This is a genomic window from Actinoplanes sp. NPDC051346, from assembly GCF_040682215.1.
In the GTDB taxonomy this organism is placed as follows: domain Bacteria; phylum Actinomycetota; class Actinomycetes; order Mycobacteriales; family Micromonosporaceae; genus Actinoplanes.
Genome location: NZ_JBFBAJ010000001.1, coordinates 753,515 through 772,650, shown reverse-complemented (window position 1 = coordinate 772,650; position 19,136 = coordinate 753,515). Strand labels below are relative to the sequence as shown.

Annotated in this window: 17 protein-coding genes; 10 read left to right on the top strand and 7 right to left on the bottom strand. The window is 72.8% G+C overall.

Annotation, left to right across the window (positions count from 1 at the left end; all coding sequences use genetic code 11):
• Positions 1-165: 165 nt before the first annotated feature.
• Together AB0M36_RS03440 and AB0M36_RS03435 are read right to left on the bottom strand one after the other, a co-directional pair.
• Positions 166-432, bottom strand: a complete 267-nt coding sequence (locus AB0M36_RS03440) for a UBP-type zinc finger domain-containing protein (protein ID WP_364151621.1) — start codon at positions 430-432, stop codon at positions 166-168.
• Positions 429-2,000 (bottom strand): Na+/H+ antiporter, encoded by a 1,572-nt coding sequence (locus AB0M36_RS03435; RefSeq protein WP_364151618.1) that lies wholly within the window; start codon positions 1,998-2,000, stop codon positions 429-431. The genes AB0M36_RS03440 and AB0M36_RS03435 overlap by 4 nt, the downstream gene beginning before the upstream one ends.
• Positions 2,001-2,079: 79 nt before the next feature.
• On the opposite strand from AB0M36_RS03435, the gene AB0M36_RS03430 reads away from it, so the two are divergent.
• Genes AB0M36_RS03430 through AB0M36_RS03405 form a run of 6 tightly spaced genes read left to right on the top strand, consistent with a single transcriptional unit; the run spans position 2,080 to position 7,906 of the window.
• Positions 2,080-3,093 carry a 3-oxoacyl-[acyl-carrier-protein] synthase III C-terminal domain-containing protein gene (locus tag AB0M36_RS03430; protein ID WP_364151615.1) on the top strand — a complete coding sequence of 338 codons (1,014 nt, stop codon included), beginning with the start codon at positions 2,080-2,082 and terminating at the stop codon, positions 3,091-3,093.
• Positions 3,094-3,098: 5 nt separating this feature from the next.
• Positions 3,099-3,818 carry a glycosyltransferase family A protein gene (locus tag AB0M36_RS03425; RefSeq protein WP_364152249.1) on the top strand — a complete coding sequence of 240 codons (720 nt, stop codon included), beginning with the start codon at positions 3,099-3,101 and terminating at the stop codon, positions 3,816-3,818.
• Entirely contained in the window at positions 3,818-5,269 is a 1,452-nt protein-coding gene (locus AB0M36_RS03420; RefSeq protein WP_364151612.1) for a class I adenylate-forming enzyme family protein, read from the top strand. Before AB0M36_RS03425 ends, AB0M36_RS03420 begins: the two co-directional genes overlap by 1 nt.
• On the top strand, positions 5,266-6,000 hold the full coding sequence (locus AB0M36_RS03415) for a glycosyltransferase (RefSeq protein WP_364151609.1): 735 nt from the start codon (positions 5,266-5,268) through the stop codon (positions 5,998-6,000). The genes AB0M36_RS03420 and AB0M36_RS03415 overlap by 4 nt, the downstream gene beginning before the upstream one ends.
• Positions 5,997-7,064 carry a cytochrome P450 gene (locus AB0M36_RS03410; protein WP_364151606.1) on the top strand — a complete coding sequence of 356 codons (1,068 nt, stop codon included), beginning with the start codon at positions 5,997-5,999 and terminating at the stop codon, positions 7,062-7,064. Before AB0M36_RS03415 ends, AB0M36_RS03410 begins: the two co-directional genes overlap by 4 nt.
• A complete protein-coding gene (locus AB0M36_RS03405) occupies positions 7,061-7,906 on the top strand; it encodes an NAD(P)-dependent oxidoreductase (protein WP_364151603.1) in 846 nt (281 codons plus the stop codon). The genes AB0M36_RS03410 and AB0M36_RS03405 overlap by 4 nt, the downstream gene beginning before the upstream one ends.
• Here AB0M36_RS03405 and AB0M36_RS03400 read toward each other — a convergent pair.
• Both AB0M36_RS03400 and AB0M36_RS03395 read right to left on the bottom strand, forming a co-directional pair.
• Entirely contained in the window at positions 7,894-8,502 is a 609-nt protein-coding gene (locus AB0M36_RS03400; RefSeq protein WP_364151600.1) for a hypothetical protein, read from the bottom strand. The genes AB0M36_RS03405 and AB0M36_RS03400 overlap by 13 nt on opposite strands.
• A 19-nt stretch (positions 8,503-8,521) precedes the next feature.
• Positions 8,522-9,289 carry an EcsC family protein gene (locus AB0M36_RS03395; protein ID WP_364151597.1) on the bottom strand — a complete coding sequence of 256 codons (768 nt, stop codon included), beginning with the start codon at positions 9,287-9,289 and terminating at the stop codon, positions 8,522-8,524.
• A 160-nt stretch (positions 9,290-9,449) separates the two neighbouring features.
• Between AB0M36_RS03395 and AB0M36_RS03390 the strand changes: the two genes are divergently transcribed.
• From AB0M36_RS03390 to AB0M36_RS03375, 4 genes are all read left to right on the top strand, one after another.
• A complete protein-coding gene (locus AB0M36_RS03390; protein ID WP_364151595.1) occupies positions 9,450-11,804 on the top strand; it encodes an EAL domain-containing protein in 2,355 nt (784 codons plus the stop codon).
• A gap of 99 nt (positions 11,805-11,903) precedes the next feature.
• Complete coding sequence (locus tag AB0M36_RS03385; protein WP_364151593.1) at positions 11,904-13,532, top strand: methyl-accepting chemotaxis protein; 1,629 nt, start codon at positions 11,904-11,906, stop codon at positions 13,530-13,532.
• A 95-nt stretch (positions 13,533-13,627) separates the two neighbouring features.
• Positions 13,628-14,533 carry a PAC2 family protein gene (locus AB0M36_RS03380; protein ID WP_364151591.1) on the top strand — a complete coding sequence of 302 codons (906 nt, stop codon included), beginning with the start codon at positions 13,628-13,630 and terminating at the stop codon, positions 14,531-14,533.
• 130 nt (positions 14,534-14,663) lie between these two features.
• Entirely contained in the window at positions 14,664-16,208 is a 1,545-nt protein-coding gene (locus AB0M36_RS03375; protein ID WP_364151588.1) for a methyl-accepting chemotaxis protein, read from the top strand.
• A gap of 5 nt (positions 16,209-16,213) precedes the next feature.
• Here the strand turns inward: AB0M36_RS03375 and AB0M36_RS03370 are convergent, their stop codons facing one another.
• From AB0M36_RS03370 to AB0M36_RS03360, 3 genes are read right to left on the bottom strand one after another with little or no spacing between them, the layout of a single operon-like run.
• Positions 16,214-16,987, bottom strand: a complete 774-nt coding sequence (locus tag AB0M36_RS03370; RefSeq protein ID WP_364151585.1) for an alpha/beta hydrolase family protein — start codon at positions 16,985-16,987, stop codon at positions 16,214-16,216.
• Between the two features lie 51 nt (positions 16,988-17,038).
• On the bottom strand, positions 17,039-17,920 hold the full coding sequence (locus tag AB0M36_RS03365; RefSeq protein WP_364151582.1) for an NAD(P)H-binding protein: 882 nt from the start codon (positions 17,918-17,920) through the stop codon (positions 17,039-17,041).
• Positions 17,921-17,951: 31 nt separating this feature from the next.
• Complete coding sequence (locus tag AB0M36_RS03360) at positions 17,952-19,130, bottom strand: acetylhydrolase (RefSeq protein ID WP_364151580.1); 1,179 nt, start codon at positions 19,128-19,130, stop codon at positions 17,952-17,954.
• Positions 19,131-19,136: the final 6 nt, after the last annotated feature.

Here is a 19,136-nt window from a genome sequence, read left to right as displayed (position 1 = left end):
ACCCGCGGCCGCGAGGGCCTCGCCGTGGGCGGGGCTCGATTGCCCCGCCGGGGCGCGGTTCAATCCTGTACGGCCGCGTCAGCGGTCATTCTCACCGATGCGGGGGGTGACGTCCGCGCGACTGTCCGGTTACCCCCAGATAGTTCGCCTGCGCCCGGCCAGGGGTCAGCCGCCCAGCACCTCGTCGACGAAACACCACTTCCACGATTCGCCCGGCTCGTAGGACCGCATCACCGGGTGGCCGGTCTGCTCGTGGTGTCGGGACATGTGCCGCCGCGGCGAGGAGTCGCAGCAGGCCACGTAGCCGCAGTCGAGGCAGAGCCGCAGGTGGACCCAGTCGGTGAAGCCGGCGGGCACACACTCCGGGCAGCCGGCGTCGTAGGGCGACGCGGGCACGGCCTCGGTGGCGTCTGACAGATGTTGGCAGGTCAATCGTCGCTCCGGGTCAGCTGGGACTCTTCCAGGTCGAGCTCGCGCTGCGCGCGGTTGAGCACCTCTTCGGAGATCCGCCCCTCGTTGCGGGCGATCTTGAAGACGTGCCGCTCGGCGGTGATCATCTCGCGTCGCAGCCGACCGTACGCCGCTGAGGGGGTCTCCTGCTCCTGGCTGCCGAGCCGCTCCCAGGCCACGTTGGCACGGCTGTCGGTGAGCGCCCGCAGCCGCTCGACGACCGAGGCGGGCGCGCCGTCGGCGTGTTCCTCCAGCCGCTCCCGGGCCGCCCGGCTCGCCGCGTGCTGCACGGTGGCCTCGGCGAGCGCGTCCTCGGCGGCGGTGTCCTCCCGCACGCCCAGCCGCCGGGCCAGCATCGGCAGTGTGGTGCCCTGGACCAGCAGGGTCAGCACGATGGTCGCGAACGCCACGAAGACGAACAGGTCGCGCGGATACCCGCCGGGCACCTCGGCGGCCTCGGGCAGGGTCAGCACCGCGGCGAGCGTGACGACGCCACGCATGCCGGCCCAGGCGACGACGGTCGGCACCGCGGGCGGCGGCCGTTCCTCGCGGGCCCGGATCCGCGGGACGAGGCGGGCCAGGTAGGTGGCCGGATACATCCACACGAAACGGGCGGCCACGAGGGTCAGGAACACCAGCGCCGTCACCCGGGCGGTGGTCGCCCCGTCGGTCTCGAGGTGACCGATCAGCTCGCGTAGCTGGAGCCCGACGAGCAGGAAGACGACGCCTTCGAGCAGGAAGGTGATCAGCCGCCAGACCGCGTCCATCTGCAGCCGCGAGGTCGGCGACAGCAGGTACGGGACGCGGTGCCCGAGGTAGAGGCCGGCCACCACGACCGCGACGACGCTGGAGGAGTGCACCTGCTCCGCGACGATCACCACGACGAACGGGGTGAGCAGCGACACGGCGTCGTCCAGCAGCGGGTCGACGATCCTGCGGTGCAGCCAGGCCGCGCCCACGGCGGCGGCCAGGCCGAGCAGCACGCCGCCGCCGGCCTTCAGCGCGACCTCGCCCGCGATCTCGGCGAACCCCACCGCCGAGCCGAGCAGCGTCGCCGCCGCGATCCGGACCATGACCAGGGCGGTGGCGTCGTTGAGCAGGCTCTCGCCCTCGAGGATGACCACCACCCGCCGGGGCAGGCCGATGCGGCGGGCGATCGCCGTCGCCGACACCGCGTCGGGCGGGGCGACCACCGCGCCCAGGGCAACGCAGGCCGCCAGGGGCACCTCGGGCAACAGGGCGTGCAGGACGAAGCCGGTGACGAAGGCGGTGAAGATCACCAGCCCGACGGCGAGCAGGAGGATCGGCCGCAGCGCCCGCCGGAACGCGACCAGGTTGGTCTGCAGGGCCGCCACGTAGAGCAGCGGCGGCAGGATGCCGATCAACACGAGCTCCGGCTCGACCTGGATCTCCGGGACGCCGGGCACGAAGGACAGGCCCAGGCCGGCCACCAGCAGCACGAGCGGCGCGATGAACCCGAGCCGCCGGGCGAGCGCCGCCCCGAGCACACAGATCGCCAGGATCACGACCGTGTCGACAATGGGTTGCATGTCGCGAAGCTTAGGGCCTAGAAAATTTGAGCCGTTCTACTCACGCACCAGGCCCCGGCGATGCTGAAGGCTGGCGCCCATGACCTCGATCGTTGTTCACGTGGGCATCACCGCGGTGGCAAGTGCCCTTCCCGAGCGGGAGGTGACCACCGCCGACCTGCAAGAACGGGTCGCCGCGGCGAGCGGCCTGCCGCTGCGGGCCGGAATGTTCGCGCGGGCGACCGGCATCGACCGTCGCCGGGTCGCCGCCGACGACGAGTACGCCTCCGACCTCGCGGTCCGCGCCGGCCGGCGGGTCCTGGCCCGGGCCGGGCTGGACGCGCTCGACGTCGACCTGCTGCTGTTCGCCTCCGCCACCCGGGACATGGTGGAGCCGGCGACCGCCCACGTGGTGCAGGCGGCCCTGGGCAGCCGGGCGCACGCCCTCGACGTCACCAACGCCTGCAACAGCTTCCTCAACGGCATCGACCTGGCCCGCTCGATGATCATGGCGGGCCGGGCGCGGCGGGCCCTGGTCGTCACCGGGGAGACCCCGAGCCGCGCGATGCGACCGCGGCTCGACGGCCTGGCCCAGGCGAGGACGGCGATGGCCGGCTACACCTTCGGCGACGCGGGCGCGGCGGTGCTGGTCGAGCCGGTCGAGACCGGCGGGATCGTGGACGTCGACAGCGAGACCCACTCCGAGCACTGGCCGGTCGGCGGCATCTTCGGCGGCGGCTCACGGCATCCGCGCGGCGACGAGCACACCTACTTCACCGGAGACGGTCGCCGGCTGCGGGGCATCTTCGAGAAGATCGGAATCGGCCTGCTCGAACGGGTCGCCTACCGCACCGGCCTCGGCTGGGACGACTACGCCAAGGTGCTGGTACACCAGGTGACCGTGCCCTACCTGCGGCGGTTCATCGAGGTGGCCGGGGTCCCGGCCGACAAGCTCGAGGTCACCGTGGCCGAGCTGGGCAACCTGGCCAGCGCCACGCTGGGCGTGCAACTCGCCCGGGTCCGCGACCAACTGCGACCCGGCGATCGGGTGCTGCTCGTCGGTCTCGGCGGCGGCGTCAGCCTGATGACCATGGTCTGGGAGGTGTCGTCGTGACCGCCATGTGGGTGGTCGTGCCGGCCTACGAGGAAGCGGCGCGGATCAGGCAGACCCTCGACGCGCTGGCGGCGCAGACCGACACGGACTTCGAGCTGCTCGTGGTGGACAACGGCTCGACCGACGGCACGGCGGACATCGCGCGGGGCTTCCGGGCCCCCTTTCCGGTGCACGTGCTGGTCGAGACGGAGAAGGGCGTCGGCTGCGCGGTCGACACCGGCTTTCGGCACGCCATCGCGCGGGGCGCCACGCTGCTGGCGCGTACGGACGCGGACTGCCTGCCCCGGCCGGGATGGCTGGCGGCGGCGCGGGCCGGGCTGACCGGCGGCGCCGGGTTGGTCTGCGGCCGGATCACCGCGCGGCGCGACGAACACGGTCCGCTGGGTCGGGCGGTGTTCCGCGTCCTCGTGGCGATCGCCGCCGGGTTCGGGCGGCTGCGACCGGCGCACCGCAAGGGCTATCTGGCGCCCTACCGGATGCACGCGGGCAACAACATGGCGATCACCGCGGAGCTCTATCTGGCGTGCGGCGGCATGCCCCGTCGTCCCTCGCCCACCGACCGCACGTTTCTCAACCGGGTACGCCGCACGACGCCCGCGATCCGGCGGAGCCGGATGATGATCGTGGAGAACTCGACGCGGCGGCTGGCGGCGTACGGAATCGTCGGCACGGCCCGGTGGTATCTCGACCGCGGCAGCGGCTCGCTCACGACGGATCCGCGCTGATGCTCGGAGAACTCCTCGCGAGCCTGCGCGACGACGATCCTCGCCCGGCCCTGCTCGGCTGTCGGCGCGGCGGCAGAGTGGTGGTGCGGGCGACCCGTGGCGAGCTGAGCCGGCTCGTCGGCGGCTACGCGGCCGCCCTGCACGCCCGTGGGCTGACCGCCGGCGACACGGTCGGCGTCGCCGTACGCCCCGGACCGCGCTCGCTCGCCGTCCTGTTGGCGGCGTACCACCTGGGCCTGCGGGTCGCGGTGCTGGACCCGGCCGCGGGCCCGGACGTGCTGCTGGCCCGGCTCGCCCTGGCCGAGCCGCGACTGGTGCTCGCCGACGCGGCGGCGCAGGCCGTCGCGGGCTGGGCCGCGCCGCTGGCCCGTCGCGCCCGGCTGGCCCTGCCCGAGCTCACCGCCCTGGCGCCGGTCGTCACCGTCGGGCGGCGGCTGCCGGGCAGCGCGGCGGCGCTGAGGCCCGCCGCCGGACCGGCCCCCCGCGGCTACGACGGGGACGGCGACGCGGTGGTGGTCTTCACGTCCGGCACGACCAGTCGTCCGCGCGCCGTCGTCCACACCCGGTCCGGGCTCACCGCGGGCCTGCGTACCGTGCACGATCTGGTCCGGGTGCGCTCGGACCGGCCGGTGCTGGGCGGCACGTTCTTCGTCCTCGTCCCCTCGCTGGCCGCCGGCGCCCCGGTCGCCCTGCCCGAGCGTCGCCCGGCCCTGCTGGCCCGGCAGACAGCGGGCCTGGCACCCCAGGCGAGCTATCTCACGCCGCCGCAACTGCGCGCCGCGCTCGCCGCCGGCATCCGGTTCAGCGGCCGCGTCTACAGCGGGTCCGCCCCGGTCAGCGCCGGGTTGCTCGCGCGGGTCCGGCAAGCGGGCGCGGACGGGGCCTGGGGCGTCTACGCGCTCACCGAGGTGTTCCCCGCCGCGGCCGTGGAGAGCACCGAGAAGGCCGCGTTCGCGGGCGACGGCGACCTGGTCGGCGACCTCGTTCCCGGCGTGCGGGCCCGCACCGACGAGCGGGGCCAGCTGCTGCTCTCCGGCCCGAACGCCGCCCACCGATACCTCGGTGAACCGCCGCACGAGTGGATCGGCACGGGTGACGTCGGACGGGTCCAGGGCACCCGCGTGGTGCTCGGCGGCCGCTGCAAGGACATGATCCTGCGCGGTGCCGAGAACATCTATCCCGGACTGTACGAACCCGCGCTGCACGTCGCCGGCGTCGAGCTGGCGGTGATCGTGGGCGTGCCGGACGGCGACGGCGACGAGCGGGTCGTCGCGGTCGTGCAGCCGGCGCCCGGCGCCTCGGCCGACGCCGTGCGGGCGGCGCTGCGCGTCCCGCTCCAGCGGATGGGCTCGGCGCGGCCGGACGCGGTGGTGCTCGCCGATGTCCCGCTCTCCGGCCGGTCCCGCAAGCCGGACCGGGCCGCCACCGCCCGCCTGGCGGCCGGCGCATGAGAGAGCTCGCCGTCGTGGTGCCCGCCTTCAACGAGGCCCGGCTGCTGCCCGGGGCGCTCGCCGCCCTCGCCGCCCAGTCCGACCGCGACTTCACGCTGGTGGTCGTGGACAACGCGTCCACCGACGAGACCGCGGCGATCGCGGCCGGGTTCGCCGGCGACGTCCGGGTGGTCACCGAGCCCCTTCCCGGCGCGGGCAGGGCCGCCGACACCGGATTCCGGTACGCCATCGCGGGCGGCGCCACGAAGCTGTTGCGGACCGACGCGGACTGCCTGCCCGCCCCGGACTGGGTCGCCACCGGACGGTCCCTGCTGAGGCGCGTGGAGCTGGCCTGCGGACGCAGCGTTCCCCGGCTCGACGAGAATCCCACGTGGGCGCAGCGCACGGTCTATCCCGCCGCGGTGCGCGCCGCCGCCCGCGTCGGCCGGTGGCAGCACCGCTCGGCGTCCGCGCGGACACCGTTCGTGCTGGTCCACGGCCACAATCTGGCGATCACCGCCGAGCTGTACGAACGCTGCGGCGGTACCGCGCGCGAGGCCCTGGAGGACGGCGCGGAAGACGTGACGCTGCTCAACCGGGCCCGCGAGCACAGCGGCCGGATCGTCCGCGCCGAGGATCTGATCGTCGAGACGAGCCTGCGGCGGCTGCGCGCCTGGGGACCGCGCCGCACGCTGCTGTGGCATTGGGACCGGCGCTACCGGCCCGCGGCGGAAGCGGTGCATGTGCGATGAACGCCCGTACCCGGGATCGCCGGGTCTATCTCGGCAGCCACCCGGTGCTGTTCGCCCTGCTCGCGGCCACCCGCCGGCGTCGGGTCCTGCGGCTCGGCGGCACGCTGCTCGTGCACGACCGGGCCGCGTTCGTCGCCGCCCTCACCCGGGTGCCGCTGGACCGGACGGCACCGGGCACCACCGGCGGGGCGGCCGGTCGGCTGGCCGGCGGCGAGCTCCTCTTCGACCAGCACGGCGACGCGCACCGTCGGGCCCGGCGGGACACCGCCGACGCGCTGGGCGCGTCGGGCGTGGCCGAGCTGCGGCCGACGTGGACGCGGCTGCTCGAGCGGCGCCTGCGCCCGCTGGCCGACGGCGCCGAGGTCGACCTCGTGCCGGTCGCCGCCGAGCTGGCCGGCGCCACCGCCGCCGAACTGCTCGGCGTGCGGGTCGACGGCCCGGCGCTCGCCCGAGCGGCGTGCGACGCCGCCGCGGCGGCGGCCCGGGCCCACCTGCCCGGCATCCGCCGGCGGGGTGCTGACGTGGCGGCGCGCGCCGCCACGGAAAGACTCACCGCGCTGCTCGCACCGGACGGCGCGGAACACGCCCCGCTCGCCGCCATGCTCGCGGTGGCCGCGATCACCACGACGGTCGCCGCCGTGCCCCGCGCCGCGGCGTGGGCCTGCGACGCCGCCCTCTGGGACCACGCACACCTTCCGGCGCTCGCCGACGAACTGCTGCGGGTGACCGCCCCCACGCCCCTGTTGCCACGGGTCGCGGCGGCGCCGGGCGAGCTGGTGGACGGCTGCCCGGTGCGCGCCGGCGACCGGATGCTGCTCATCGCCCGGCACGCCCTGGACGCGCACCGCCTCGACCCCGATCCGCGCCGGCCGGCGCCCGCGCGGATCGCCCAGCTCGCCTTCGGGATCGGGCCGCACGCCTGCCCCGGCGCCCGGCTGGCCCGTACCCAGCTCGGCGACGTGCTGCGGGCGCTCGCGCCGCACCGGCCGGTCGTGGTGCGGGCGCGGGTGGACCGCCGCGCGGCTCTGCCCTCGTGGCGAACGCTGGTGGTGCGGGCGTCATGAGGCTCGCGGTGACCGGTGCCTCCGGCTTCTGCGGCGCGGCCGTCGCCCGGCTCGCCGCGTCGGCCGGGCACGACGTGGTCTGCCTCGGCCGGCGCCCGGGTCCCGTGGGCGCGTACGTGCGGTGGGATGCCGCCCGCGAGCTTCCGGACCTGGCCGGCGCCGACGCGGTCGTGCACCTCGCCGCGGCCGTCGGCGATCCCCGCCCCGGCCGCCACGTCGAGGCGGCCTACCGGGCGGTCAACGTCGACGGCACGGCACGCCTGCTGGACGCCGCCCGGGGCCGCCCGGTGGTGTGGGTGAGCAGCGCCAGCGTGTACCGGCCCGGGCCCTACTCGGGGCCGGTGCGCGAGGATCACCCGGTCGACGGCCAGCGCGGCGCGTACGGTCGCACGAAAGCCGCCGGGGAGCGACTGGCCCTGGCCGCGGGCGCGGTCGTCCTGCGGCCGCGGGCGGTCTACGGCGACGGCGACCGGCACCTGCTGCCCCGACTGCGTCGGGTCGTCCGGGGCGGATACGCGTGGCTGCCGGGCGCGGACGTGGCGATGAGCCTGACCTCGGTGGGCAATCTGGCGGCGGCCTGCCTGGCGGCGCCGGGCTGGGCGGCCGGGGCCTACAACATCGCGGACGCGGCGGCCTACCGGCGTGACGAGGTGCTCGGCCGGGTGCTCGGGGTGCCGGTCCGGCACATACCGGCGGGGCTGGCCCGTGGGCTGGCCCTGGTGTCGCCGTCGCTGACCCGCTACGCCGTCGACCAGCTCACCGACGGCATGGTGCTGGATCTGGCCCGGGCCCGGCGGCAGGGCTACGTGCCGCGGCTGAGCCTGACGGACTACTTGGTGTAGACGACGCCCGACCGCCGGATCGTGCCGGACCGGGTGCCCTCGCCGCTGTTGGTGGTCACGACCGCGTCCAGGGACAGGACGTAGCCGGTCTTCGGGTCGAGGCCCTTGACCGTGGCGGTCAACGTCCCGCAGTTCTCCTGGGCGGGAATCTCCACCCATTCGATGGCACGTTGCTTACCCGGCTTGAGGTCCTGGGCGAGCGCGGTGAGGCGGTACTCGATGAGGTTGTACCCGTTGACGTCGCTCCAGGTGGCGGTCGCGGTGGTGGTGCCGGTGACGACGTCGAGCGAACCGATGCGGGTGAAGTGCACGGTGTACGGCGTACACCGAGCAGCGGGCCTGGATTTCGTGGGCGTCGGCTTCGGCAGGAATCCGGTGGCGGTCGGCAGCGGGTACGGCGGCACGCCACTGGACGGCGTGGGCGAGGGCGTGGCGCTGCCCCGGGCGACCACGAGCCAGGAATCGCCGCTGCCGGCCCCCTCGGCGACCGCCACCTCGGAGCTCGCCTTCTCCGCGGTTGCCGAACCGCCGAGCGCGCCGCAGCCGGTGAGCAGGAGGGGCGCCAAAAGCAGCAGCCAGCGTCGTCGGTGCTTCATTTGTGCCCTCCCAGTCTCGCTAGTCCCGTCGATACCGGGTCAGATCGTCGACGGCGGGGGCGACATTAGGAGTCGAGGCGTAGAGCTCCCGGGTACGGCGGGCGAGGTCCTTGGTGGCGGCTGAGTTGACCCAGGTGCCGAGGACCACCCCGGCGCCCGGCACGATCTTCGCGAACATGCTCTTGGCCGCGCGGACGCCGGCCATCTGGGCGAGCTTGACGCCCAGCCGGAGCATCACGCCACTGAGCGGTCGGTCTCCGGCCACGGCGAACAGCCGGCTCGCCCGCTCGCGACCCGCGGCCACGCCGAGGGCGAGCCGGGCCGCCTCGGCGACCTTGTGCACCTTCTGCAGGACGAGCAGGTCGGTGGCGCGCTCTGAGCCGGTCGGGTCGACGCCGAACGCCGCGGCGATGTGCAACACCATCCTGGCCTGGGTCCAGGCGAGGACGCCCACGTCGACCACCGCGCCGGGCAGGCCGGCGGCACCCGACACGGCGCCGGACAGTCGGGCGTGGCTGAGGAACCGCTTGACGGCCTGGTCGGCCAGGGCGTCGGCGGTGACGCCGGGCTGCTCCTCCCGCGCCCGCTCGGCCCAGAGCCGGGCCTGGGGGCCGATCCGGCGAACCGCCTCGAGGGCGAGGTGTTCGGGGGCGTACTGCGGGTCGGCCTTCATCCTGGCCCACAGGGAGCCGGGAAGGCCGGCGTCGTCGGACGGGGCCGGCGAGGAGGGTACGACGGGTTCGTTCACCAGTTCGCTCCGAGGGGGACGAGGGAGAGCCAATGTCATTGTGCCTTGCAGATGCACGTGCATGACATGGGTTCACCGCTTTCCGAGCTCCGCGGTAGCAACGCGACGGTACCCGTCGCGGTGTTCTGCTCATGCCCTACCCGGTGCGACCGATTAGCGAATGACGGGAACACCGGGACGCATCTGGAGGCACCGCCGCATGACGGTCGACGAACAGCAGGTGGAGCGGCTGCGGCCGACTCCTGTGCTGCTGACGGCGGCCGCGGTCTGCGTGGCCTCCATCATGCTCTTCGCCGTCAACTACGCCGAACAGCGGATCCAGGTCGCCTGGGGCTGGATGCCGGCCATCGTCGGCACCATGGTCGCGGGCTGGGCCTGCTGGCACACCGCTTCCGCGGACGGGCTCGACCGCGTGACCGCACGCGTCTGGCGCTCTCTCGCCGTGGTCTGCGCCTTCATCGTGCTCGGGGTCGCGGGCGACGCCCGGCATTACGCGATGAATCCCACGGCCGTGGACCAGGACCACGACATTCCCACCACGATCGCGTACGCCCTGGCCATGGTGGTCCTGCTCTGGACCCTGCTGTGGTTACCGGTGGGCGCCCGTGGGCGGCGGGACCGGACCATGGTCCGCTTCGTCCTGGACGCCGCCACGGTCACCGTCACGCTCGGGATCTTCTGCTGGTACCTCATCACCCGGGTGTTCGACGCCTGGCACGACGGCAGCGGCAACGCCCTGCCCATCCTGACGCTCACCGCGCTGGGTCTCATCGGCTCGCTCGCCTTCGTCAAGGTCGCGGTGAGCGGCTTCGGCGGCCTGGACCGGGTCGCCCTGCGGCTGCTGGCCGTGGGCGCGGCCATCGGGGCGGCCGGCGGCGGGCTCTTCCCGATCTTCGTCGAGCTGCACCCGGGCCTCAGCGGCTCGATGATGTTCGTGCCGGCGACCCTGCTGTGCGTCGCCTTCGCGGCCGACCGGCAGCGCCGGGCAGCCCACCTGCGGGTCCCGGTCCAGCAGGGAGACTCCTTCAGCATCGTGACCTATGTCGCGGTCGCCTGCACCGACGCCCTGCTCCTGGTGGTCAGCAGCGGGGCGGGACACGTCGTCCTGAACGTCGCCCTGGCCGCCGTGGTCCTCACCGCGCTGGTGGTGGCCCGCCAGATCAACGCCCTCTCCGAGAACGGCCGCCTGCTGCGTCGCGTCGACGCCAGCCTGTTGGAGCTCAACCGCTTCCAGCACCAGCTCGAGCACCGGGCGAGCCACGACGCTCTCACCGACCTCGCCAACCGCTCGCTGTTCGAACAGCGGACCAGCGAGGCGCTGGCCGCGACCGACGGCTCGGGCACCGACGCCGACACGCTCAGCCTGGCGCTCATCGACCTGGACGACTTCAAGGCGATCAACGACCGGCTCGGTCACGCCGTGGGCGACGCCCTGCTCGTCGTCGTCGCCGAGCGGCTGCGCGAGGCGGTCCGCGAGGACGACGTGGTGGCCCGGCTCGGCGGCGACGAGTTCGGCCTGCTGCTGCACGGCCTGCGCAGCGACGAGGCGACCGAGGTTCTGGACCGGATCGCCGAATCCCTGACCCGCCCGGTCCACGCGCTCGGCTACGACCTGCTGGTCAAGGCGAGCATCGGCCTGGCCGAGGTGTGGCCGGAGGCCAGCCCGCAGGAGCTCCTGCGCCGCGCCGACCTGGCCATGTACGCCGCCAAGGAGCGGGGCAAGGGCCGGCACGCCGTCTACGACGCCCGCCTCGAGCAGGACCAGGCCGCCGACGCCCAACTCGGCGCCGACCTGCGCCGGGCCCTCGACAACGGCGACTTCACGCTGGTCTACCAGCCGATCGTGGCCCTGCCCGGCGGCGAGTGGACCTCACTGGAGACGCTGATCCGCTGGAAGCACCCGGAGCGGGGCTTCATCGGTCCGGACGTGTTCATCCCGATCGCGGAACGCACCGGACTGATCGTGCCGCTCGGCGACTGGATCCTGCGGACCGCGCTGCGTCAGGCCGCTGACTGGCAGGAGCGCTACGGCGCCGCCGCACCGGCCGAGATCGGCGTCAACGTGTCCGCCCGCCAGTTGCGCGAACCGGGCTTCGCCGCCGACGTACGCGCGGCCCTGGCCGACACCGGCTTCGACCCGGAAAAGCTGGTCGTCGAGGTCACCGAGACCGCGGTCTTCGACGGCGGTGTCGCACTGGACACGTTGCAGAATCTGGTCACCCTCGGCGTGCGGATCGCACTGGACGATTTCGGCACCGGTCACTCCTCGCTCGGCCTGCTGCGCACCTGCCCGGCGGACACGCTCAAGGTCGACAAGTCGTTCGTCGACGGGATCGGCGGCCGGTCGGAGGAGGCGGTCATCGCCACCGCGATGATCCAGATCACGAACGGCCTGCACCTGCAGGCCATCGCCGAGGGCGTGGAGACCGCCGAGCAGGCGGACACCCTCTTCCGGCTCGGCTACCGCTTCGCGCAGGGTTACCATTTCTCCCGCCCGCTGTCCGCCACTCAGGTCGCGGAGCACCTGGACGCGCACCGGCCGCTGACCGTCTGAGGCCGGCGTGAGGGATACCACCTCAGCGAAACCGCCCGGCAACCGATAGTGAGAGGGGACGATCACGTCCCCCGCCCACTACCGCGAGGTCGCCACCACATGCCTTCCGCCGAGAAGACCGCACTGTCGTCCCCCCGCCGGACCGCCAGCGGAAATCCGCTGCGCGCCTGGGTCGGCAACCGGTCGCTCAACACGAAGATCCTGATCATCGTGGGCGCCATGACGATCGTCGCGGCCACGGTGGCCATCGTCGCCCTCGCCCGTCTGGCCCAGGTGAACACGGTCGGCGAGAGGCTCTACAAGGAGAGCTACACCGGGCTGCAGCAGCTGAACCGGGTCACCTCGGACGTCGGCTCGATGCACGGCTACGTGATCGCCTACGGCCAGACGCCGGTGCCGGAGCTCGCGGCCATGATCAAGGAACTCGACGGCCGCATCGCCGCGACCGCCGCCGCATACCGGGCCAAGTCGGTCGATCCCGCTCTCACGGACGAGACGTTGGCGCTCTGGGGCAAATACCAGGCCGCCCGCGACGCCTATCTGAAGACCGCCGACGCCGGCGACCCGACGGCCACGATCGCCGCGCGTCAGGAGCAGCTGATCCCGGCCATCCTCGCCTCCAAGGAGAAGCTCGAGCAGCTCACGGCGAAGGAGGACGAGGGCGCCAAACATCGGGTCGCCGCGGTCGCCGAGGCGAACAGCTCGGCCCGGACCATCGTGATCACCACGCTGCTTGTCGGTCTCGCGCTGGCGACCCTGCTCGGCCTGGCCATCGCCCGCAGCATCGTGGCACGGGTACGGGTGGTCTCCGAGGTCATCGACGGCATCGCCGCGGGCGATCTGACCCGCACGGCCGGCATGCAGGCCAAGGACGAGGTCGGCCGCATGGGCGAGCAGCTCGACCGGGCCACCGCCACATTGCGCGACACGATCTCGCGGATCACCGGCAGCAGCCACACCCTGGCCGGCTCCGCGCAGGAGATGGCCGAGGTGAGCAACCGCATCGCGGTCAACGCCGAGCAGACCAGCTCGCGGGCCGCCGTCGTCTCGACGGCCGCCGGCTCGGTGAGCAGCAACGTCGACACCGTCGCGGCCGCCAGCGAGGAGATGACCGCCTCGATCCGGGAGATCGCCGGCAGCGCCACCGACGCCGCCAGCGTGGCGCGCGGCGCGGTCGAGGTCGCCAAGTCGGCGAACACCACGGTCGCCAAGCTCGGGGTCTCGTCCGCCGAGGTCGGCAACATCGTCAAGGTGATCACCTCCATCGCCGAGCAGACGAACCTGCTCGCGCTCAACGCCACGATCGAGGCCGCCCGGGCCGGCGAGGCCGGCAAGGGCTTCGCCGTCGTCGCCAGTGAGGTCAAGGACCTCGCGCAGGAGACCGCCAAGGCGACCGAGGAGATCTCCCAGCGCATCCAGGCGATCCAGACCGACACCTCCGCCGCCGTCGACGCCATCGGCGAGATCGCCGCGGTGATCGAGCGGATCAACGCGTACTCCGACACCATCGCGTCGGCCGTGGAGGAGCAGACCGCCACCACCAGCGAGATCGGGCGCAGCGTCGCCGAGGCCGCGAGCGGTTCGACCGAGATCGCCCGCACCATCTCCGGCGTGGCCGAGGCCGCGCAGAGCACCAACGAGGGCGTGACCGAGTCCAAGCGCACCGCCGGCGAACTGGCCCGCCTCGCCGAGGAACTCCAGTCGCTGGTCGCGCAGTTCCGCGTCTGACTCGTCGCGGACCGCGGGAATGAACCCGAACCTACGGGCGTTGTCCTCCTATCGCCCGTGGCTCCACGGGCGACGTACATGAGGAGGTCCGCAGCGTGCTCGACCCACACGGGCTCTACGAGTTGGCCGACGACCTGCCTGACCTGGACGGCGTGGTGCTCGTCCAGGCACTCACGGGGTTCGTCGACGCGGGAAGCGCCATCCAACTCTCCCGCGAACACCTTCTGGAACAGTTCGAGGGACGCGTCATAGCGACGTTCGACCTCGACCAGCTGCTCGACTACCGCTCGCGCCGCCCTCCGATGATCTTCGTCGAGGACCACTGGGAGAGCTACGAACGTCCCAGCCTGGCGCTGCACCTGTTGAAAGACCTGACCGGCACGCAATTCCTGCTGCTCGCCGGCCCCGAGCCGGACCTGCAGTGGGAACGGTTCATCAAGGCCGTACGCGCGCTCATCGATCGCTTCGGCGTGAGCCTCACCGTCGGCCTCAACGCGATCCCGATGGCCGTGCCGCACACCCGCCCGGTGAGCGTCACCGCGCACGCCACCGACCGCCGCCTGCTCGGCGAGCGCGAATCGTGGCTGCAGCGGGTCCAGGTGCCGGCGAGCGTCGGCAACCTGCTGGAATTCCGCCTCGGCGAATCCGGCCACGACGCGATGGGATACGCCGCCCACGTCCCGCACTACCTGGCCCAGACCACCTATCCGGCCGCGGCCGAACTCCTCATCGAATCGGTTGCCAACACGACCGGCCTGGTGCTGCCCACCGCGGCCCTGCACGAGGCGGCCACCGAGGTGCGCGCGGAGATCGACAAGCAGGTCGCCGACGACGAGCAGGCGAGCCGCCTCGTGACCTCTTTGGAGGGGCAGTACGACGCCTTCCTGCGCGGCCGGGCCGGAAATCTGCTGGCCGAGCCCGGCGGGGCGCTGCCGAGCGCCGAAGAGCTGGGGGCGGAGCTGGAACGCTTCCTCGCCGAGCAGGCACGCGACACCGAGTGATCGGTGCGGGCCGGGGCGCCCACCCGTCCCGGCCCGCACCGCCTTCGATTCCGTCATTCGCCAGCCGAAAGGTGCTGACCTGCCCCAGAATGGGACGATCAGGCGGGCGACGAGTGTCAGGAGTGTCCCGGTGGTCTCATTCCGATCGCGGGTGGCGGCGGATCCGGTGGCGCTGCGCCCCATCCCCCGCGACGTCGAAAGCCTCGAGAAGCTGATCGCCGATCTCGAGACCGTCACCGACGAGGAAGCCGCCTGGCGGGTCACCGTGGACAGCACGGTCGCCTCGCACAACTTCAGCTACGGCGCCGTCTGGCTGCCCACCGGCAGCGGCCAGGTCGCCATCCAGTACGAGACCGGATCGATCGTCCGGGAGCTGGACGCCGTGATCGCCGGGCAGCCGGTGACCATGGACGCCGGCCTGGTCGGCCGGGCGGCCCGCACGAAGCAACCGGTGTACGTCGACGCGCTGGACCAGTGCGAGGACTGCCTGCGCTGCCAGGCCGCCGCGCGGGCCTCGATGGAGGCGGCCGTGGTCATGCCGGTGCTGCGGGACAACCAGGTCATCGCGGTGCTCGAGTACTACTCGGCCGAGCCGATGTACATCGACGGCCCGCGCACCGAGAAGTGGGCCGCCATCGCCCGCATCGCCGAACGCGCCCGCTTCTCCGCGCTCGCCGCCGCCGAGCTGCGCCAGGTGGCCGACGACCGGCTCGCCGTCACGAGCGTGGTCACCGCCCTCGGCGACGCCAGGGACGTGCCGACCACGCTGCGCATCGCCCTCGACTCCGTGCGGACCGCCTTCGGCTGGGCGTACGGCTCCTACTGGGAGATCGACGAGGTCGACAACGTCCTCAAGTTCGCGGTGGAGTCCGGCTCGGCCGGCGACGAGTTCCGCAAGGTGACCCTGGCCGCCACCTTCGCCGAGGGCGTCGGCCTCTCCGGACGCGCGTGGCGGGCCAAGGATCTCGTGTTCGTGCGCGACATCGGCGAGCTGACCGACTGCGTCCGGGGACCGGCCGCACAGCGGGCCGGCGTGCGGTCGGGCGTCTGCTTCCCGGTGGTGAGCCACGGCCGGATCATCGGCACCATGGACTTCTTCACCACCAACTTCATCGAGCTGTCGGAGTCCCGGACGTCCGCCCTGCGCAACGTGGCCCAACTGGTGTCGCAACGGCTCGACATCGTCCGCGGCAACGAGATCTCCGCGGCGAACGCCCGCTCCCTGCTCGACACGGTCTCGCGGCTGCGCGCCGCCAGCGACGACGCCACCCGGGTGGCCCAGGACGCCGTCGCCCGCGCCTCCGAGATGACCCAGGAGGTCGAGGCGCTGGGCCAGGCCTCGACGGCCATCGGCGACGTCATCAAAATCATTTCGTCCATCGCGGACCAGACCAACCTGCTCGCCCTCAACGCGACCATCGAGGCGGCCCGCGCCGGCGAGGTCGGCCGCGGCTTCGCCGTGGTCGCCGGCGAGGTCAAGGACCTGGCCCGGGAGACCGCCGAGGCCACCCAACGGGTGTCGGAACAGATCAACGGCATCCAGAACAGCGCGCGTACGGTCTCCTCGGGCATCCTGACGACCAGCGAAACCATCGGGCAGATGGACGCCGTCCAGGCCCGCATGAACGACGTGCTCGAGGAGCAGGCCCGGATGGCGTCCGCGTTGCAGTCCTAGACCCCCTAGTTCTTCAGCGGCAGCCAGTCGAGGACACTCTGGATCTGGGCGTCCCAGTAGCCCCACTCGTGCTCGCCCGGCCCGAACTCCGCGTCGAGGTCGACGCCCTGCTCGCGGCAGGCCTCGACAAAGCGCCTGTTCTGGGCCACGAGATGATCGTCGATACCGCAGCGCAGCATCAGCGCGGGCAGCTCCGGACCGGCGTCCGTCAACAGCTGCAGCAGATCGTCGTCGGTCCCGGCAACGGGCCGGTCCCCGAACACCCGCGCCATCAGCTCGACGATGTGCGGCCGCTTGTCCTGTTCGGAGAGGTACGCGAGATCCAGCGCCCCGGAAAGGCTGGCCGCGGCGGCGAACCGCTCAGGCTGCCGCAGCGCCCACTTGAAGGCGCCGTACCCGCCCATGGACAGCCCGGCGACGAAGGTGTCCTCACGCCGGGTGGAGACCCGGAAGAAGGACGAGACCACCTCGGGCAGTTCCTCGGTGAGGAACGTCCAGAACTTGGCGCCGTGCCGCTCGTTGGCGTAGAAGCTGCGGTGCACCTGCGGCATGAAGACCGTGATCCCCTTCGCGTCGGCGTACCGCTCGATGGAGGTGTACCGCGTCCAGGCGGTGTCGTCGTCGGTCAGCCCATGCAGCAGATAGAGGACGGGCGGAGCCTCCCCGCCGGCCCGGCCACTCAGGCCGATCTGAGTGCTCGCCTGCTGCGGCAACAGGACGGTCATGGACGTGGCGAGCGCGAGCGCTTCGGAATAGAAGTCACAGCGGATCAATGCCATCGCACCAGTATTGGCGACGCCGCCCAAATTCGCCGACCCCACCCGGTGTGCTCACACCTCATCAGCCAAGCAGGGGCGCAGCGTCCCGAATGCCCACGATGCCAAAGTGGTCGGCGTCGTGGTGCGCGCGTCTCGCTGCTGCTCGGGTGTGAAATCGTCGCGCACGCCGGCGGTCATCCCCACGATGCCGGCCACCGCCGCCTCACTGAGCCCGGCCGACAGCAGCAGGTCACGCAACTCACCATCGGTGATGGTCCGCGCCTCGATCTCGCGGCCGGTCGCCGCCGACACGATCGCCGCCACCTCGCCCCAGCTGAGATCGACCGGCCCGTGCACCGCGGCGACGCCGCTGCCGGACCAGCCGGCGAGCAGCCTGGCCGCGGCGACCTCGCCGACGTCGCGCGGGTCCACCCACGCGAACCGACGATCGAGCGGCCAGGTCGTGGTCAACGAGCCCGCCCGCATCTCGTCGAGCATGCCCACCAGGTTGGTGAAGAAGTAGCCGCACCGCAGCGTCAGCACGTCGGCACCGGTCTCGGCGAGTTGCCGCTCGTTGCGAGCCAGCCCGTCGATCAGCCCGGCGCCCTTCCGACGCTCGGCGCCGACGCTGCTGATCTGGAGCACCCGGGCGACCCCGGCGGCCCGGACGGCGACCGCGGCGTTCGCCCCCATCCGCACCATGTCGGCGAGAGGATCGGGCGAACCGAACGACTCGGGACTGGCCCAGAACAGGGCGTCGACGCCCCTCACGGCGTCGGTCACGAACGCCTCGTCGAGCAGGTCGCCCTCCGCCACCTCGACATGCGGCCGCAGGTCAGCGGGCAATTTCGCGGCGTCGCGTACCAGCAGACGCGGACGCTCGCCGGCCTGGACGAGCAGACGAGCCACGCGGGAGCCGACATTTCCAGTGGGTGTAGTCACGGCAATCGTCATGCCGGCCATGAAACACCGGGGGTGTGACATATCAGGGGATGAACTTCACTTGCGGGAAGGCGGGGTTCGGGCCATCGAGCAGGTGTCCCCGGTGGCGCAGCCGCAGGTCGAAGAACGCGAGCGGGTACGCCTGCTGGATCCGCACCGCCCGGGCCGGGTCGAGGGTGCCGATCCAACCGGCGAGATCCTCGTCGCTCATCCCGATGATCGCCGCTAGCTGCGGAATCAGCCACTGGTTGTCGCAGAACGCCCCGTGCAGCGCGCCGTCGGTGTGCACGTTGAGCCGCCATCCGCGCAGGAGCGACCACAGTTCCTCGACGGCTGGCTCGGCTGCCCGGGTGAACTCCGCGGTCATCAGCATGAACGGCCGGTCGATCTCCCTGACCGGTGGCCGCGACTGCATCGGACCGTCGAAGCTGAGCCCGGCCCGCACCCGCCGGTCGGTGTTCATGACGAGGACGGTCGCGGTCGCGCCCTTCGAGAAGCCGAACATGGCGATACGCCGCGGGTCGAGCACGGCGCTCAGGCCGGTCGGCAGCGTACGGTGCTCGGCGTCGGGATTGCGCCCGGCGGCGAGATCCTCGATACGGTCGAGGACGAACCGGATGTCGCGGGCGTGGTCCCACGGCGTGACCGGCACATCGTCGTCGGGGACGGTGAGCCGGCCGTCGGGGAATTCGCTGAACGCGTCGGTGTGATCCACCGTGACCACGACGTACCCGTGGCTGGCGAGTTCCTGGACGACGATGGTGGTCTCGGAACGGTGACCGTTCGCGCCGTGGGAGAACACGATCACGGGCCGCCGGCCGATCGTGCGGAGCACCGGTGCGCCGTCGTGGCCGGCGGTGAGGGGCGCCGCCACGGCATCGGCGTCGAACCCGGCGGATACGAGCAGCGCGCGCAGCGGCGCGGCGGGCATCCACGGCACCACCGGATGACGCCTGGCGTCGCGGGCGGCGGGATACCAGAGGCTTGCCATCAGCTCGCGGTGGCGTCCCGCGCCGGCGACCGGATCAGGGCGGGATCTGTCGACGAGGTGCAGCGACACGGTGCCGACCCGGTGCGGTCCGGTGGGCGCGGGCAGCCTGAGCCGGGCCGGCCCCGGCCCGGCCGGGGTCGCCCAAGCGCGGCCGGCGCCTTCCAGCGGCACCGCGACCCCGGCGGCGAACGCGGCGGTGAGCAGCCGTCGGCGGGTCAGTGCGGTGGTCATTGGTCC

Bases quoted from the DNA above. Each gene is read 5' to 3' on its own strand.
- AB0M36_RS03435 (WP_364151618.1), bottom strand. From the start codon at position 2,000: ATGCAACCCATTGTCGACACGGTCGTGATCCTGGCGATCTGTGTGCTC.
- AB0M36_RS03430 (WP_364151615.1), top strand. From the start codon at position 2,080: ATGACCTCGATCGTTGTTCACGTGGGCATCACCGCGGTGGCAAGTGCC.
- AB0M36_RS03425 (WP_364152249.1), top strand. From the start codon at position 3,099: ATGTGGGTGGTCGTGCCGGCCTACGAGGAAGCGGCGCGGATCAGGCAG.
- AB0M36_RS03420 (WP_364151612.1), top strand. From the start codon at position 3,818: ATGCTCGGAGAACTCCTCGCGAGCCTGCGCGACGACGATCCTCGCCCG.
- AB0M36_RS03415 (WP_364151609.1), top strand. From the start codon at position 5,266: ATGAGAGAGCTCGCCGTCGTGGTGCCCGCCTTCAACGAGGCCCGGCTG.
- AB0M36_RS03410 (WP_364151606.1), top strand. From the start codon at position 5,997: ATGAACGCCCGTACCCGGGATCGCCGGGTCTATCTCGGCAGCCACCCG.
- AB0M36_RS03405 (WP_364151603.1), top strand. From the start codon at position 7,061: ATGAGGCTCGCGGTGACCGGTGCCTCCGGCTTCTGCGGCGCGGCCGTC.
- AB0M36_RS03400 (WP_364151600.1), bottom strand. From the start codon at position 8,502: ATGAAGCACCGACGACGCTGGCTGCTGCTTTTGGCGCCCCTCCTGCTC.
- AB0M36_RS03395 (WP_364151597.1), bottom strand. From the start codon at position 9,289: ATGACATTGGCTCTCCCTCGTCCCCCTCGGAGCGAACTGGTGAACGAA.
- AB0M36_RS03390 (WP_364151595.1), top strand. From the start codon at position 9,450: ATGACGGTCGACGAACAGCAGGTGGAGCGGCTGCGGCCGACTCCTGTG.
- AB0M36_RS03385 (WP_364151593.1), top strand. From the start codon at position 11,904: ATGCCTTCCGCCGAGAAGACCGCACTGTCGTCCCCCCGCCGGACCGCC.
- AB0M36_RS03370 (WP_364151585.1), bottom strand. From the start codon at position 16,987: ATGGCATTGATCCGCTGTGACTTCTATTCCGAAGCGCTCGCGCTCGCC.
- AB0M36_RS03365 (WP_364151582.1), bottom strand. From the start codon at position 17,920: ATGACGATTGCCGTGACTACACCCACTGGAAATGTCGGCTCCCGCGTG.
- AB0M36_RS03360 (WP_364151580.1), bottom strand. From the start codon at position 19,130: ATGACCACCGCACTGACCCGCCGACGGCTGCTCACCGCCGCGTTCGCC.